Origin of the sequence: Pseudomonas sp. CAU 1711 (assembly GCF_039888625.1) — a bacterium.
In the GTDB taxonomy this organism is placed as follows: Bacteria; Pseudomonadota; Gammaproteobacteria; order Pseudomonadales; family Pseudomonadaceae; genus Aquipseudomonas.
Window position 1 is genome coordinate 92,762 of record NZ_JBDQQT010000015.1, and the last position, 15,172, is coordinate 107,933.

General features: G+C 69.5%; 10 protein-coding genes. 2 read left to right on the top strand and 8 right to left on the bottom strand.

Annotation, left to right across the window (positions count from 1 at the left end):
• Window positions 1–7: 7 nt before the first annotated feature.
• The 7 genes from AAFN46_RS17045 to AAFN46_RS17075 all read right to left on the bottom strand — a co-directional run bounded on the left by AAFN46_RS17045 (window position 8) and on the right by AAFN46_RS17075 (window position 7,962).
• Window positions 8–1,636, bottom strand: a complete 1,629-nt coding sequence (locus AAFN46_RS17045) for a BatD family protein (RefSeq protein WP_347809894.1) — start codon at window positions 1,634–1,636, stop codon at window positions 8–10.
• The gene (locus AAFN46_RS17050) at window positions 1,633–3,399 is read right to left on the bottom strand and encodes a VWA domain-containing protein (protein ID WP_347809895.1); all 1,767 of its coding nucleotides are present in this window, start codon (window positions 3,397–3,399) and stop codon (window positions 1,633–1,635) included. Before AAFN46_RS17050 ends, AAFN46_RS17045 begins: the two co-directional genes overlap by 4 nt.
• Complete coding sequence (locus AAFN46_RS17055) at window positions 3,399–4,418, bottom strand: VWA domain-containing protein (RefSeq protein ID WP_347809896.1); 1,020 nt, start codon at window positions 4,416–4,418, stop codon at window positions 3,399–3,401. Before AAFN46_RS17055 ends, AAFN46_RS17050 begins: the two co-directional genes overlap by 1 nt.
• Entirely contained in the window at window positions 4,411–4,905 is a 495-nt protein-coding gene (locus AAFN46_RS17060) for a DUF4381 domain-containing protein (protein WP_347809897.1), read from the bottom strand. The genes AAFN46_RS17055 and AAFN46_RS17060 overlap by 8 nt, the downstream gene beginning before the upstream one ends.
• The gene (locus tag AAFN46_RS17065; protein ID WP_347809898.1) at window positions 4,902–5,837 is read right to left on the bottom strand and encodes a DUF58 domain-containing protein; all 936 of its coding nucleotides are present in this window, start codon (window positions 5,835–5,837) and stop codon (window positions 4,902–4,904) included. The genes AAFN46_RS17060 and AAFN46_RS17065 overlap by 4 nt, the downstream gene beginning before the upstream one ends.
• A 206-nt stretch (window positions 5,838–6,043) precedes the next feature.
• Window positions 6,044–7,003, bottom strand: a complete 960-nt coding sequence (locus AAFN46_RS17070; protein ID WP_347809899.1) for a MoxR family ATPase — start codon at window positions 7,001–7,003, stop codon at window positions 6,044–6,046.
• 128 nt (window positions 7,004–7,131) lie between these two features.
• A complete protein-coding gene (locus AAFN46_RS17075; protein WP_347809900.1) occupies window positions 7,132–7,962 on the bottom strand; it encodes a DUF1353 domain-containing protein in 831 nt (276 codons plus the stop codon).
• A gap of 327 nt (window positions 7,963–8,289) precedes the next feature.
• Here AAFN46_RS17075 and AAFN46_RS17080 point away from each other — a divergent pair, with 327 nt between their 5' ends.
• Together AAFN46_RS17080 and AAFN46_RS17085 are read left to right on the top strand one after the other, a co-directional pair.
• The gene (locus tag AAFN46_RS17080) at window positions 8,290–13,149 is read left to right on the top strand and encodes an NAD-glutamate dehydrogenase (RefSeq protein ID WP_347809901.1); all 4,860 of its coding nucleotides are present in this window, start codon (window positions 8,290–8,292) and stop codon (window positions 13,147–13,149) included.
• A 227-nt stretch (window positions 13,150–13,376) separates the two neighbouring features.
• Window positions 13,377–14,108 (top strand): type 1 glutamine amidotransferase, encoded by a 732-nt coding sequence (locus AAFN46_RS17085; RefSeq protein ID WP_347809902.1) that lies wholly within the window; start codon window positions 13,377–13,379, stop codon window positions 14,106–14,108.
• A gap of 20 nt (window positions 14,109–14,128) precedes the next feature.
• Here the strand turns inward: AAFN46_RS17085 and AAFN46_RS17090 are convergent, their stop codons facing one another.
• Window positions 14,129–15,061, bottom strand: coding sequence for an endonuclease/exonuclease/phosphatase family protein (locus AAFN46_RS17090; protein ID WP_347809903.1), 933 nt, complete (start codon window positions 15,059–15,061; stop codon window positions 14,129–14,131).
• Window positions 15,062–15,172: the final 111 nt, after the last annotated feature.

Sequence of the window (15,172 nt, forward strand, 5' to 3'; positions counted from 1 at the left end):
GTGGCCGTCAGCGTGGGTAGAGCGGCGGCAGCGGGCTGGTTTCCTGCGGGTTGGCCGCCGCCTCCAGGGCGGGCAGGCTGCGTACCGCCTTCCACAGGCTCTCGCCTTGCCACTGATGGCCGCTCTCGCTGTACAGCGCGCCGTTGAGGCCGTCGAGGGCCTCGGACAGCGGCACGAAGCGCGCGGCCATGTCGGCCAGGGTTTCCGGTTGCTGGCGCGCCCAGGCATCCAGCGCCTGGCGGGTGGCCTGCGGGTCGTTGGCCTGGCAGGCGCGCTTGAGGTCGTCGAGCAGGGTGCGCGGGCTGGGGCCGCTCTGCGCGGCCGGCAAAATAGCCGGCTGGCGGCGCGCGCGCCACCACAGGGCGAAGCCCAGCGCGGTGCTCAGGCTGAGCAGCAGGCAAGCCAGTTGCCAGGGCCACAGCGACGGGGCCTCGCCGAGCGCGGCCGGCGCGCCGATCGGTGCCTCCACTTCCAGGCTGGGGTTCTTCGCCACTTCCAGGCTGCGCGCCGGCAGGCTGGCGGTTTCCAGGCGGTCCTGCTCGGTGTTCCACCACAGCACTTCCACCGCCGGCAGGCTGATGTGGCCGCTCTGCCCGGGCACCAGCGCCTCGCTCTCCTCGCGGCTGCCGGTCAGGCCCTTGTCGCCGCTCTCGTTGCGCAGCTGCGGCTGGTCCGGGTAGCGGCGCAGGCCGGGGCTGTCCTGGATCGGCAGCGGCGGCAACTGGGCGCTGGACAGGCCCTCGGCGCGCAGCATCAGGCTGCGGGTCAGCGAGTCGCCGACGCTGACGTCCTTGGGCTCGGGGTTCCAGGCCTCGCTCAGGCTCAGGGCGCGGGCCGGCAGCCAGGGCGCGTTGGCCGGCCAGCTGGCCGGGCGCGGCTTGACCTGCAGCGGAATCTGCGGCGAGCGCACCCGGGTCAGGCGCCCGGGGCGCGGGCCGAAGGGGTTGAAGTCGTAGTTGCTGGAACGCTCCACCGGGGTGGCGCTGAACACCTGCGAGGGAATCGTCAGCTCGCCGCTGTGCTGCGGGAAGATGGCGTAGCGCAGCTCGATCACGCCGTGGCGCACGCCGTTGATGTCGGTCTCGAAGGTGCGCGGGTCGCCCAGCTGCTCCACCCGCGCATCGGGGATGCTCAGCGGGGTCAGGCTGCTGTCGTCGAACAGCGACACCGAGTGGTAGATGCGCAGGGTCAGCAGCGCCTGGGCCTGCACGTAGACACTCTCGCGGTCCAGGCTGGCGTCGATGAAGATGGGTGCCAGCTTGCCGCTGGCGCCGGCATCGCCCTTGACCACCTGCAGGGTGATCGGCTTGCTCTCGGCGTCGCCCAGTTTGAGCGGCGGCACCACCACGTAGCCGCTCTGCAGCGGCAGCAGGGTGACGATCCAGCGAGTGCTGGCGCGGGCCTTGCCGCCGAAGCTGGACAGGCGGTTCTCCTGGCGCGTGCTGACCACCTCGAACTGCTGCCGCAGGGGCGCGAGGTCGGGGCTGCCGAACTGGGTGGCATCCTCGGATTCGAGGATCAGGTCGAAGGTCTCGCCCTCGTTCAACCGCGCCCGGTCGACGGTGGCGGAGAAGCCGGCGGCCAGCGCCTGGGTGCCGGCCAGGCAGAGGAGGAGGGCGCAAAGCAGGCGTTTCATCGGGCTCGTTCCTGGCGCTGCTGTTGTTCGTAGAGAAATTTGCGCCGCAGCAGCTCGCCGGGGTCGTCCGGGATCTGCCGCAGCCATTGTTCCAGCGCGTCGCGCTGCTCGCCGTCCAGCGGCTGGGCGCTGGCGCTCTGGGTTTCGGCGGCCTGCGGCTCGTCGGCGCCGGGCTGGGCCTGGCCGTTCTCGGGCGGATGTTGGGCGGCGTTGTCCTGCGCCTGGCCCTGCTGCTGGGGCTGCGGCTCCTCGGCCTGCCGCTGAGGTTGCGTTTCGGGCTGGGTCTGCGCGGGTGCGTCGCGATTCTGCTGCGGTTGCCCGGGTTGCGGCTGGCCGGAGGAAGGCTGCTGCTCGCCCGACTGCTGCTGGTCGCCCTGCTGCGACTGCTGTTGCTGTTGTTGCTGCTGGCGCAGCAGTTGCTCGACCAGGGCCTTGTTGTGCAGCGCCGGCTGCAGGTCGGGCTGGCGCTCCAGGGCCTGCTCGTAGGCGTCCAGCGCGGCCTCCAGTTCGTTGCTCTTGGCCAGGGCGTTGCCGCGGTTGTAGTGGGCGCTGGCGCTGTCGCTCTGGGCGAAGCGCTCGGCGGCGGCCGGGTAGTCGCCGGCGCGGTACAGCGCCTCGCCCTGCCACTGCGGGTCGGCGAAGCGTTCGGCGGCGGCCTTGGGCTGGTCTGCCTGGAGCAGGCGCTGGCCCTGCTGGTCCGGGCGCAGCCAGAGGTCGTCCCAGCCCAGGGCATAGCCGGGTTGCGGGATCAGCCCGAGCAGCAGCGGCAGGCAGAACAGCCAGCCGCGACGGCCGGCGCAGGCGGCGAGCAGCAGCAGCGGCAGCAGCAGCCAGTGGCCCTGGTCGGCCCAGGCCGCCAGCTGGGTGGGTTCGCCGCCCTCGCGCAGCTCCTGCGGGCCGTCGAGCAGGCCGAGGCCGTCGAGGTCGCCGTCGTCCAGGCGCGCGCTGCGGTAGCGGCCGCCCAGCTCGTTGGCCAGGCGGCGCAGGCCGGCCTCGTCCAGGCGCGGCAGGAGGATGGCGCCCTCGGCGTCCTTGAGGAAGCTGCCGTCCTCGCCGCGGATCGGCGCGCCCTGGGCGGTGCCGATGCCGAGAATGGCCAGGCGTTCGCCGCGATTGCCCAGGGCCTGGCGGATGCCGCCCTGTTCCTCGGCGCTCAGCGTGCTGCCGATCAACAGCAGGCGGCCACGGCCCTGGGCGCCCTGCTCCAGCAGGCGCAGGGCGCGGCGCACGGCGAGGTCGGCGCGGCGGCCGGGCTTGGGCATGATCGACGGCTTGACCGCCTCCAGCAGATTGCGCGCGGTGGCCAGGTCGTCGGACAGCGGCACCAGCACGTGGGCGCTGCCCGCATACACGATGATCGCGGTCTGCGCGTCGCTGCGCGCCTGCAGCAGATCGAGCAGCTTGCGCTTGGCCTGCTCCAAGCGGGTCGGCGCGGCGTCGCTGGCGAGCATCGCCGGGGTCAGTTCGAGCAGCACCACCAGCGGGTCGGCGCGCTTCTGGCTGGCCTGCTCCATGCGCTGCCAGCTGGGCCCGAGTAGCGCCAGCACGGCCAGCAGCCAGGCCAGGCCGAGGGCGATCCACGGCAGCTTGCTGCTGCGCGCACGGCCGCCGGCCAGCAGCACGGCCTGGAAGGCAGCCGGCAGCAGCAGTTGCCAGCGCCCGCTGCGCCGTTCGCGGTGCCACAGCAGCCACAGCAGCCAGGCCAGCAGCGGCAGCGGCAGCAGCCAGAGGGGGCGCAGCCAGTGGGTCCAGAGCAGTTCCATCAGTCCGCTCCCCCGATGCGTGCATGTAGCGCCTGCCAGTGCTGTGGCCACAGCTCGCGGGCCACCAGCAGCAGGCTGAGCAGTAGGGCGAAGCCGAGCGGCCAGGGGTAGAGGGCCTTGGCCGGACGCGCGCGGGTCGGCAGCTGGGCGGCCGGCTCCAGCTGGTCGAGGGTCTCCTCGATGCTCTGCAGTTCCTCGCCGCTGCGGGCGCGGAAGTAGCGGCCGCCGGTCTGCTCGGCGATGTCGATCAGGCTGGCTTCGTCCAGGTCGACCCCGGGGTTGAGTCCGAGCATGCCCATGATGCCGCTGCGCTGCGGATCGGAGCCGATGCCGATGGTGTAGATCTTCACCCGCTGCTCGGCGGCCAGGTGCGCGGCGGTCTTGGGTTCGATCTCGCCGCCGTTGTTGGCGCCGTCGGTGATCAGCACCAGCACGCGGCTGTCGGCCGGGCGCTGGCGCAGGCGCTTGACGGCCAGGCCGATGGCGTCGCCGATGGCGGTCTGCGGCCCGGCGATGTTGATCAGCGCCTCGTCCAGCCAGGTGCGCACGGTGTGGCGGTCGAAGGTCAGCGGCGACTGCAGGTAGGCGCGGCTGCCGAACAGGATCAGGCCGACGCGGTCACCACGGCGGTCCTCGATGAAGTCGCCGAACAGCTTCTGCACCAGCTCCAGGCGCGAGACGGGCTCGCCGTCCCACTGCATGTCGGCATGTTCCATGGAGCCGGATACGTCCACCGCCAGCAGCAGGTCGCGGCCGCTGGCCGGCAGCGGCAGCGGCTCGCCGACCCATTCCGGGCGGGCGGCGGCGATCACCAGGAACATCCACAGCAGGACGAAGGGCGCCTGCTGGCGCCAGGCCGGCAGCCTGGCCCGCGCGCGCTGGCCGCTGAGGCCCTCCAGCTCGGCGAGGAAGCTGACCTTGAGCGCCGCCTCGCCGCTGTCCGCCGCCGGCAGCAGCAGACGCAGCAGCCAGGGCAGGGGGGCGAGGAGGAAGGCCCAGGGCCAGGCGAACTCAAACATGCTTGCGAATCCAGATGTCGACGGCCTGGTTGAGGCCGTTGATGGCCTTGTCGTCGAGGCTGCAGTGGCTGCGATAGGGGCCGTCCACCAGGATCATCCAGCGGGTCAGGCCGGCGGCCGGACAGCGGCTGTCGAGGAAGGCCAGCCAGGCGCGGCCGCCCAGCACCTGGCAGTTGTCTGTCGGGTAGTGGGCGCGGGCCAGGCGCTTGAGCAGGGCATTGAGCTGCTGCAGCCAGGGGCCGGCGTGCTGGCCGTCGTAGGGGCGCACCAGGCGCGCCAGCTCGGCCAGGGCGGCCTGGCGCAACGGGTCGAGCGGCTGCTCCTGGGCCTGCGGCGCGCGGCGGCGTGGCAGCCGGCGGCGCAGCAGCCACAGGCCCCAGCACAGCAGCGGAATCAGCACCAGCAGCGCCCACCAGCCGGGCGCCGGCGGCCACCAGGGCACCGGCGGCGGGGCGATGGTCGGTTGCAGCTGGTCGAGCGGGTTCATGCGCGCTTGCCCTGCTGGCTGAGGTGCTCGTGCAGCTGCTCGACCAGGTCCAGGCCGGTGCTCAGCGCCAGCAGCGGCACGCCGAGCTTCTGCGCCAGGCGCTGCCAGCGCGCGCGGCGCTGTTCGGCGAGGCCGCGATAGGCGGCGCGCAGTTCCTCGCCGTGGGTGTCCAGCTCCAGCTGCGCGCCATGCTCGATGAAGCGCAGCAGGCCGGCGGCCGGCAGGCCCTGGTCGAGGGGGTCGGAGACCGGCAGCAGGAGCAGGTCGGTATGCCGGGCGAGCAGGCTCAGCTGCTGTTCGGCGGCGTCGCTCAGGGCGCGCTCGTCGCAGACGATGATCGCCAGGCTGCCGGGGCGCAGCACTTCGCGGGCGCGGCGCAGGGCCAGGCCGAAGTTGTCGCGGCCGTTCTGCGCGTCCGGGTGCAGCGCCTGGTTGGCGCGGGCCAGGCGGTTGAGCAGCTGCAGCAGGCTCTGCTTGCTGCGCCTGGGCTTGATCTCGTGGTGCTCGACATCGCCGAACACCAGGCCGCCGATGCGGTCGTTGTGCGCCAGCGCGGCCCAGCCGAACAGTGCGGCGGCCTGGGCGGCGAGCACCGACTTGAACTGCAGCGCCGAGCCGAAGAACAGCCGCCGGCTCTGTTCGACCATGATGAAGATGGGCCGCTCGCGCTCCTCGTGGAACAGCTTGGTGTGCGGCTCCTGGGTGCGCGCGGTGACGCGCCAGTCGATGGTGCGCACGTCGTCGCCGGGCTGGTAGATGCGTACCTGGTCGAAGTCGACGCCGCGCCCGCGCAGCCTGGAGTGGTGCAGGCCGATCAGCGGGCTGCGCTTGGCCGGGCTGGAGAACAGCTGCACCTCGCGCACGCGATGGCGCATCTCGATCAGCTCGGCGAGGCTGATGCGGATGCCGGGTGGGGTGGGTTGGGCGTGCATGGGGCGATCAGCCCTTGGTCCGGATGTAATCCGGGAGCGGGGTGTGGTCAATTCCGGATTGCAGCCGGGCCGCCAGGGGGCGCAAGTCCCTCACCCCCGGCCCCTCTCCCGGGGGGAGAGGGGAGTCGAGCGGCGGCGTGCGGTTCGTCCCGGATGCTATCCGGGCTATGGCCTGCGGCCTGCGGCTTGCGGCTTGCGGCTGCACTTCAGGCCACCGCCACCACATCGAGGATGCGCTGCACCACGCGGTCCTGGTCGATGCCGGCGGCTTCCGCCTCGAACGACAGGATGATGCGGTGGCGCAGCACGTCGAACAGTACCGCCTGGATGTCCTCGGGGCTGACGAAGTCGCGTCCGGCCAGCCAGGCGTGGGCGCGCGCGCAGCGGTCGAGGGCGATGGAGCCGCGTGGGCTGGCGCCGTAGGCGATCCACTCGGCCAGCTCGGCGTCGTGCTTGGCCGGGGTGCGGGTGGCCATCACCAGTTGCACTAGGTACTCCTCCACGGCGTCGGCCATGTATAGGCCGAGGATTTCCTGGCGCGCGGCGAAGATCGCCTGCTGGCTGACCAAGTGCTCCGGCTTGGCTTCGCCGTGCAGGGCATCGCCCCTGGCCTGGGCGAGGATCTTGCGTTCCACGCTGGCGTCGGGGAAGCCGATCTTCACGTGCATCAGGAAGCGGTCGAGCTGGGCCTCGGGCAGGGGATAGGTGCCTTCCTGCTCGATGGGGTTCTGCGTGGCCATGACCAGGAACAGCGGCGACAGGTCGTAGGTCGAGCGGCCGATGCTGACCTGGCGCTCGGCCATGGCTTCGAGCAGGGCCGACTGCACCTTGGCCGGGGCGCGGTTGATCTCGTCGGCCAGCACCAGGTTGTGGAAGATCGGCCCCTGCTGGAACACGAAGCTGCCGGTTTCCGGGCGATAGATCTCGGTGCCGGTGATGTCGGCGGGGAGCAGGTCGGGGGTGAACTGGATGCGGTGGAACTCGGCCTCGATGCCTTCGGCCAGCTCCTTGATCGCCTTGGTCTTGGCCAGGCCGGGCGCGCCCTCCACCAGCAGGTGGCCGTCGGCGAGCAGGGCGATCAGCAGGCGCTCGATGAGCCTTTCCTGGCCGAGAATCTGGGTTGCAAGAAACTGCCGCAGCGCGACTAGGGCTTCACGATGTTCCATCGAAATCTTCCTGGAGGGACTGACGGGCCGCCGAAATCACCCGATCGGGCCGCTAAATGTACTGCATCGAGGGGCGAGCGTGCAGGCCCGCCGCTTGTTAATGCCGAGCCGTTCCGCTTCGCGGCGCCTCAAGCAGACCGCGGCGGCGCGGCGAAGTTCTGCGGCGCGTTGCTCCAGCGCAGGCGGCTGTTCGGCGGCGTCGGGCCGCGCACGTCGGGGGCACCGAACAGGCGCACGCACAGGTAGTAGACGAAGGCCGCCGGGCGGACCATGCCGGCCTCGCGCAGCATGCGCAGGAACAGCAGGTCGGCCTCGTGCTTGGCCACCGGGGCGGCGTCCAGGTACTGGTAGAGGGCGTCATGCACCAGGCTGGCGGGGTGGGCCAGGGGCCAGAACACCTCCTCCTCGCACAGTTCATCGCCGCACAGGCGCTGTACCCGGTGCGACTTGTCCCACCAGTCCGGCACGCCAATGGTCGCCAGCCAGAAGAAGGGCACCTTGGGTGTGCAGCCGTCCCAGGCATAGGTGGTCGGCCGGTCGAGGTCGTAGCGCACCTCGGTGCCGTCCGCAGTCACGCTCGAGGCGCCCGGATTGACCACCAGCCAGCCGTCGTGCAGCAGCAGCCACTCGCCGTAGAAGTAGCGCCCGGCGAACTCCGGGCAATGGCGCACGAAGGGGCGGTCGATGTAGTTGAGCCAGGGGCCGCTGTGGTCGCGCTGGACGAAGCCCCATTTGGCTTGGATGGCCTGACTCGCCGCCTCGGCGCGGCGCTGGCGTTCGCCGCGGCCGACCCAGCGCGGCAGCAGCACGCCCAGGTAGATGGGCACCCCGGCCCACAGCAGCGGCGCCAGCAGCTGCGGGCGCAGCCAGGCGGCCAGGGCCAGCAGCAGCAGGCCGATGGCGCTGATCAGCAGGGTGCCGTAATGGAGGAACAGATGGCGGTGATGTGGAGACTGCATGGCTTCCTTTCCCGAGTGCGCGAAGGCGAACCTTAACATGTAGGCCCCCGCGCAAGGCTGCACTCCCTCACCCCAGCCCCTCGGCTTTGGCGTCCTGCGTCGCCCTACCTCCTGCATCCAGGCAGTCGTCTCCCGACGGGAGAGGGGGTTCGTGCGGCGATGAACGAATATGTCGCCCCTCCGCAATCCAGCTGCCTTGGGCTCTCGTTAAGCTTGCCGTGACCTTATGGTCGCCCCGCGCCTGTCGAGTCCTGTCTATCGCCTAGACTGCTTGCAGGCCGGCGCCGCGCGCCCATAGACGAATAACAACACCAGCGGAGCATCACCATGGCGTTCTTCACTGCTGCCAGCAAGGCCGACTTCCAGCATCAATTGCAAGCGGCGTTGGCCCAGCACGTCAGCGACAAGGCGCTGCCACAAGTGGCCCTGTTCGCCGAGCAGTTCTTCGGCATCGTTTCCCTCGACGAACTCACCCAGCGCCGCCTGAGCGACCTGGCCGGCTGCACCCTGTCGTCCTGGCGCCTGCTCGAGCGTTTCGACGGCAAGCCGCTGGTGCGGGTGTACAACCCGGACTACGAGAAGCACGGCTGGCAGTCCACCCACACCGCCGTGGAGGTGCTGCACGCCGACCTGCCGTTCCTGGTCGACTCGGTGCGCATGGAGCTGAACCGTCGCGGCTACAGCATCCACACCCTGCAGAACAGCGTGTTCAGCGTGAAGCGCAAGAAGAACGGCGAGCTGCAGGAGCTGCTCGGCAAGGGCAGCGGCGGCAAGGATGTGCAGCAAGAGGCGCTGATGTACCTGGAGATCGACCGCTGCGCCCATGTCGGCGAGCTGCGCACCCTGGAGAAGGCCCTGCACGAGGTGCTTGGCGAGGTGCGTCTGGCGGTGTCCGACTTCCAGCCGATGAAGGCCAAGGCCGAGCAGCTGCTGGCCTGGCTGGACAAGGCTAAGCTCAAGGTCGACGGCGCCGAGCTGGCCGAGGTGAAGACCTTTCTCGCCTATCTGCTGGACAACCATTTCACCTTCCTCGGCTACGAGGAATTCACCGTGGTCGAGGAGAAGGACGGCGGCCACCTGGTGTACGACGAGAGCTCGCTGCTCGGCCTGTCGCGCCAGCTGCGCGCGGGCCTGAACAAGGACGATCTGCACATCGAGAAAGAGGTGGTCGACTACCTGCGCGAGCCGCTGCTGCTGTCCTTCGCCAAGGCCGCCACGCCGAGCCGCGTGCATCGTCCGGCCTACCCGGACTTCGTCTCGATCCGCGAGCTGGACGCCAAGGGCAAGGTGGTCAAGGAGTGCCGCTTCATGGGCCTGTACACCTCCTCGGTGTATGCCCAGAGCGTCAGCCGCATCCCCTATATCCGCCGCAAGGTGGACGAGATCGCCCTGCGCTCGGGCTTCGACCGCAAGGCGCACCTGGGCAAGGAGCTGGAGCAGGTGCTGGAGGTGCTGCCGCGCGACGACCTGTTCCAGACGCCGATCGACGAGCTGTTCAACACCGCCATCGCCATCGTGCAGATTCAGGAGCGCAACAAGCTGCGCCTGTTCATCCGTCGCGATCCCTATGGCCGCTTCGCCTACTGCTTGGCCTACGTACCGCGCGACGTGTACTCCACCGAGACGCGCATGAAGATCCAGCAGGTTCTCATGGAGCGCCTGGGCGCCAGCGACTGCGAGTTCTGGACCTACTTCTCCGAGTCGGTGCTGGCGCGGGTGCAGTTCATCCTCAAGGTGGACCCGAAGAACCGTGTGCAGATCGACCCGCTGCGCATCGAGAAGGAAGTGATCCAGGCCTGCCGCTCGTGGAAGGACGACTACGCCAGCCTGATCGTCGAGAGTTTCGGCGAGGCCCACGGCACCCAGGTGCTGGCCGATTTCCCCAAGGGCTTCCCGGCCGGCTACACCGAACGCTTCGCCCCGCACTCGGCGGTGGTCGACATGCAGCACCTGCTCAGCCTGTCCGACGAGCGTCCGCTGGTGATGAGCTTCTACCAGCCGCTGGCGCAGACCGAGCAGGAACTGCACTGCAAGCTGTTCCACGCCGATACCCCGCTGCCGCTGTCCGACGTCCTGCCGATCCTGGAAAACCTCGGCCTGCGCGTGCTCGGCGAGTTCCCCTACAAGCTGCGTCGCGAGGACGGCCGCGAGTTCTGGATCCATGACTTCGCCTTCACCAGCGCCTCGGGGGTGGAAGTCGACATCCAGCAGCTCAACGAGACCCTGCAGGATGCCTTCGTCCACATCGTCGCTGGCGATGCCGAGAACGACGGCTTCAACCGCCTGGTGCTGGCCGCCACCATGCCCTGGCGCGACGTCGCCCTGCTGCGCGCCTACGCCCGCTACCTCAAGCAGATCCGCCTGGGCTTCGACCTCGGCTATATCGCCGCCACCCTGGTCAACCACGCCAATATCGCCAAGGAACTGGTGCGCCTGTTCCGCACCCGCTTCTACCTGGCGCGCAAACTGGCCGCCGAGGACCTGGAGGACAAGCAGCAGAAGCTGGAGCAGGCCATCCTCGCCGCCCTGGACAACGTCGCGGTGCTCAACGAGGACCGCATCCTGCGCCGCTACCTGGACCTGATCAAGGCCACCCTGCGCACCAACTTCTTCCAAGTGGGTGCCGATGGCCAGGCCAAGCCCTACTTCAGCTTCAAGCTCAGCCCGCGGCTGATCCCGGACATCCCGCGGCCGGTGCCCAAGTTCGAGATATTCGTCTACTGCCCGCGCGTCGAGGGCGTGCACCTGCGCTTCGGCGATGTCGCCCGTGGCGGCCTGCGCTGGTCCGACCGCGAGGAGGACTTCCGCACCGAGGTGCTCGGCCTGGTCAAGGCGCAGCAGGTGAAGAACGCGGTGATAGTGCCGATGGGCGCCAAGGGCGGCTTCGTGCCGCGCCGCTTGCCGGCCGGCGGCACGCGCGACGAGGTGATGGCCGAGGGCATCGCCTGCTACCGCATCTTCATCAGCGGCCTGCTGGACGTCACCGACAACCTCAAGGAGGGCAAGGTGGTGCCGCCGGAAGGCGTGGTGCGCCACGATCCGGACGACCCCTACCTGGTGGTGGCGGCGGACAAGGGTACCGCGACCTTCTCCGATATCGCCAACGGCATCGCCCTGGACTACGGCTTCTGGCTGGGCGACGCCTTCGCCTCCGGCGGTTCGGCCGGCTACGACCACAAGGGCATGGGCATCACCGCCAAGGGCGGCTGGGTCAGCGTGCAGCGCCACTTCCGCGAGCGCGGCATCGATGTGCAGAAGGACGAGACCACCGTCATCGGCATCGGCGACATGGCCGGCGACGTGTTCGGCAACGGCCTGCTGCTGTCGGACAAGCTTCAGCTGGTGGCCGCCTTCAACCACCTGCATATCTTCATCGACCCGAGTCCGGATGCGGCGAAGAGCTTCGCCGAGCGCAAGCGCCTGTTCGAGCTGCCGCGCTCAAGCTGGGCCGACTACGACGCCAAGCTGATCTCCGAGGGTGGCGGCATCTTCCTGCGCAGCGCCAAGAGCATCGCCATCAGTCCGCAGATGAAGGCGCGCTTCGACATCGCCGCCGACAAGCTGGCGCCCACCGAGCTGCTCAACGCGCTGCTCAAGGCGCCGGTGGATCTGATCTGGAACGGCGGCATCGGCACCTATGTGAAGTCCAGCAAGGAGAGTCACGCCGACGTGGGCGACAAGGCCAACGACGGCCTGCGCGTCAACGGTAACGAACTGCGCGCCAAGGTGGTGGGCGAGGGTGGCAACCTGGGCATGACCCAGCTCGGCCGCGTCGAGTTCTGCCTCAACGGCGGCGCCAGCAACACCGACTTCATCGACAACGCTGGCGGCGTGGACTGCTCCGACCACGAGGTGAACATCAAGATCCTCCTCGGCGGCATAGTTGGTGCCGGCGACATGACCGGCAAGCAGCGCAACAAGCTGCTGGCCGACATGACCGACGACGTTGCCGCGCTGGTGCTGGGCAACAACTACAAGCAGACCCAGGCCCTGTCCCTGGCCGAGCGCCGCGCCCGCGAGCGCCTGCCCGAGTACAAGCGCCTGATGGCGGCGCTGGAGATGGCCGGCAAGCTGGATCGCGCCCTGGAGTTCCTGCCCAGCGACGACGAGCTCAATGAGCGCGCCGCCAATGGTCGCGGCCTGACCCGGCCGGAGCTGTCGGTGCTGATCTCCTACAGCAAGATCGACCTCAAGGAGGCGCTGCTCAAGTCCCAGGTGCCGGACGACGACTACCTGGCCCGCGAGATGGAGACCGCCTTCCCGGCGCGCCTTGCGCAGAAGTACGGCGAGGCCATGCGTCGCCACCGCCTGAAGCGCGAGATCGTCAGCACCCAGATCGCCAACGACTTGGTCAACCACATGGGCATCACCTTCGTGCAGCGCCTGAAGGAGTCCACCGGCATGAGCGCGGCCAATGTCGCCGGCGCCTACGTCATAGTGCGCGACGTGTTCCGCCTGCCGCACTGGTGGCAGCAGATCGAGGCGCTGGACTACAAGGTGCCGGCCGAGCTGCAGCTGCAGCTGATGGACGAGCTGATGCGCCTGGCCCGGCGCACCACCCGCTGGTTCCTGCGCAGCCGCCGCGACGACCTGGACGCCGCCCGCGACGTCGGCCACTTCGCCCCGCGCGTGGCCGAGCTGGCCGGGCGCCTGGACGAGCTGCTGGAAGGTCCGGCCCGCGAGCAGTGGCTGGCGCGCTACCAGGGCTTCGTCGAGGCCGGCGTGCCGGAGGAACTGGCCCGCGTGGTGGCCGGCACCAGCCACCTGTACACCCTGCTGCCGATCATCGAGGCCGCCGACCTCACCGGCCAGTCGGCGGCGGACGTGGCCACCGCCTACTTCGCCGTGGGCGGCGCGCTGGACCTGGCCTGGTACCTGCAGCAGATCACCAACCTGCCGGTGGAGAACAACTGGCAGGCCCTGGCCCGCGAGGCCTTCCGCGACGACCTGGACTGGCAGCAGCGCGCCATCACCGTGGCCGTGCTGCAGATGGCCGACGGCCCGGCGGACATCGAGGAGCGCGTCGGCTACTGGCTGGAGCAGCACAAGCCGCTGGTCAAACGCTGGCTGGCCATGCAGGCCGACCTGCGCGCGGCCACCGGCACCGACTACGCCATGTACACCGTGGCCAGCCGCGAGCTGATGGACCTGGCGCAGAGCGACAAGCAGGGGGTGTGCATCCCCTGAGGCTTGGCTCCCCTCTCCCCTTGGGAGAGGGGCGGGGGTGAGGGAGTAGGGTGTCAGCTCGGCGCTCCCTCACCCGCCCTGCGCTCACCCTCTTCCGAAGGGAGAGGGCTGGCCTGTCTGCCCCGTCTCGGTTAGCCTGCTCTCAAATAAAAAAGCCTGCCAGATCAACGAGGTTCCGCCGTTCCGGCACGGGCTTTGCGTTGGCAAGCGGATAGCGGAGAGCAGTCATGACCGACATCCTGATTCTGACCCACGTCGATTATTGTCCCCCGGGTCACCTGGCCAGCGTGCTGCAGGCCCAGCAACTCGATTTCACCGTGCTACGCGCCGACCTCGGCGAGCTCGACGGCTACGACCTGGATCGTCCCCGTGCGGTGGCGCTGATGGGCGGGCCGATGAGCGTCAACGACGCGCTGCCCTGGATAGGGGCGGAAATCGACGCGATACGGCACTTCATCCGACGCGACATCCCCATCATCGGCCATTGCCTGGGCGGCCAGCTGATCGCCCGCGCGCTGGGCGCCGCCGTGCATCGTATGCCCTATACCGAGGCCGGCTGGCAGCCGCTGGTGCGTCGCGACAAGCACAACCCCAGCCCCTGGCTGGCGCACCTGCCGAGCGAATTCCCGGTGTTCCAGTGGCATGGCGATACCTTCGCCCTGCCGGACGGCGCCGAGTGGCTGCTGTCCAGCCCCTGGTGCCCGAACCAGGCCTTCGCCTGGGGCGACAAGGTGCTGGCCCTGCAGGGCCATCCGGAAATGACCGCGCCGCTGATCGAGGACTGGCTGCGCGACTGGTCGCATCTGCTCGACGAGACCCAGGCCAGCCAGCAGGGCCTGAACCAGATGCTGGCCGACCTGCCCGCCAAGGTGGCCGCGCTGAACGCGGTCGCCGAGGGCTTCTACCGCCACTGGCTGAGCCTGGCCTTCGGCAAGCCCGAGGTACGGCGGGTGGTTTGAACCCCTGAGCTGCAACGCGGCTAGTATCCCCGGATCAGCTGGTCCAGCTTCTCTTCGTCCGTGTCGACCCGCACCTGCGCCCAGATCGGGAAGTGGTCGGAGAGCTGGTGCTCCAGCTGGTCCTCGCTCACGCCGAACCAGTGGGCGTCCGCCTCGGAGAACAGCCGGCAGACCCCGCCGAGGTTGGAGAACGACTTGCTGAACTGCGGGTTGTGCAGGATGTGGTCGTAGTGCTTGGCCCCGGCCAGGGTGGTCTTGATATCGGTCAGCGCGTCGGGCAAGCGCAGCCCCCGTGCCTGCAGGGCCGCATGCATCGCCGGGGTTTCCGTGTTGAAGTCGCCGAAGACGATGACGTCGGAATCGACCCGGTTGTCGCGCTGCAGCTTGAAGTCGACCCAGCGCGCGAAGCGCTCGATCTCCTGCAGCCTGGCCGTCGTGCTGTCGCCCCAGCGCAGGTGGGCGGCGATGGCCACGAAGTCGAAGTTGCCGGAGCGGAAGGCGGCGCTGTAGGGCGCGCGCCAGAACGACTCGTAGCTGACGTACTCCGCGCCTATCCTCTCCCGCGGCGGAATGCCCGAGCCGGCCAGGCCGCCGAACTGCACCGCGCGCTTGTCGTAGACGAAGGCCAGGCGCTCCCAGTTGCCGCCCGAGTCTTCCGTCACGTCCGAATAGACCACGCCCCAGTAGGGGCCGAGATAGCCCAGCACGGTGGCCAGGTCGTCGAGGTTCTCGCGCAGCTCGACGACGGAGATCAGGTCGAACTGGCCGATGATCTCGGCGATCAGGTGCAACGCCAGCGGGTGGCGCCTGGCGGCGCCGAAGGCGCGGATGTTCCACGAGGCGACCAGGATGGATTCGTCCAACTCGGAAGGCGGCAGGTCGAGGGCGGCGATGCGCTCCTGCATCTCGCGCAGGATCTTGGCCGAAGCGATGTCCAGTTCTCCATGAAACATGGGGCTCTCCTTGGCGGGGGCATGTGGCAATCAGCATAGGCCGAATATCCCGGGCGGCCCGTGCCGCAGTCTGCCGGCATGCCACCGCCGCCGCAATCGCGGCGGCCGGGC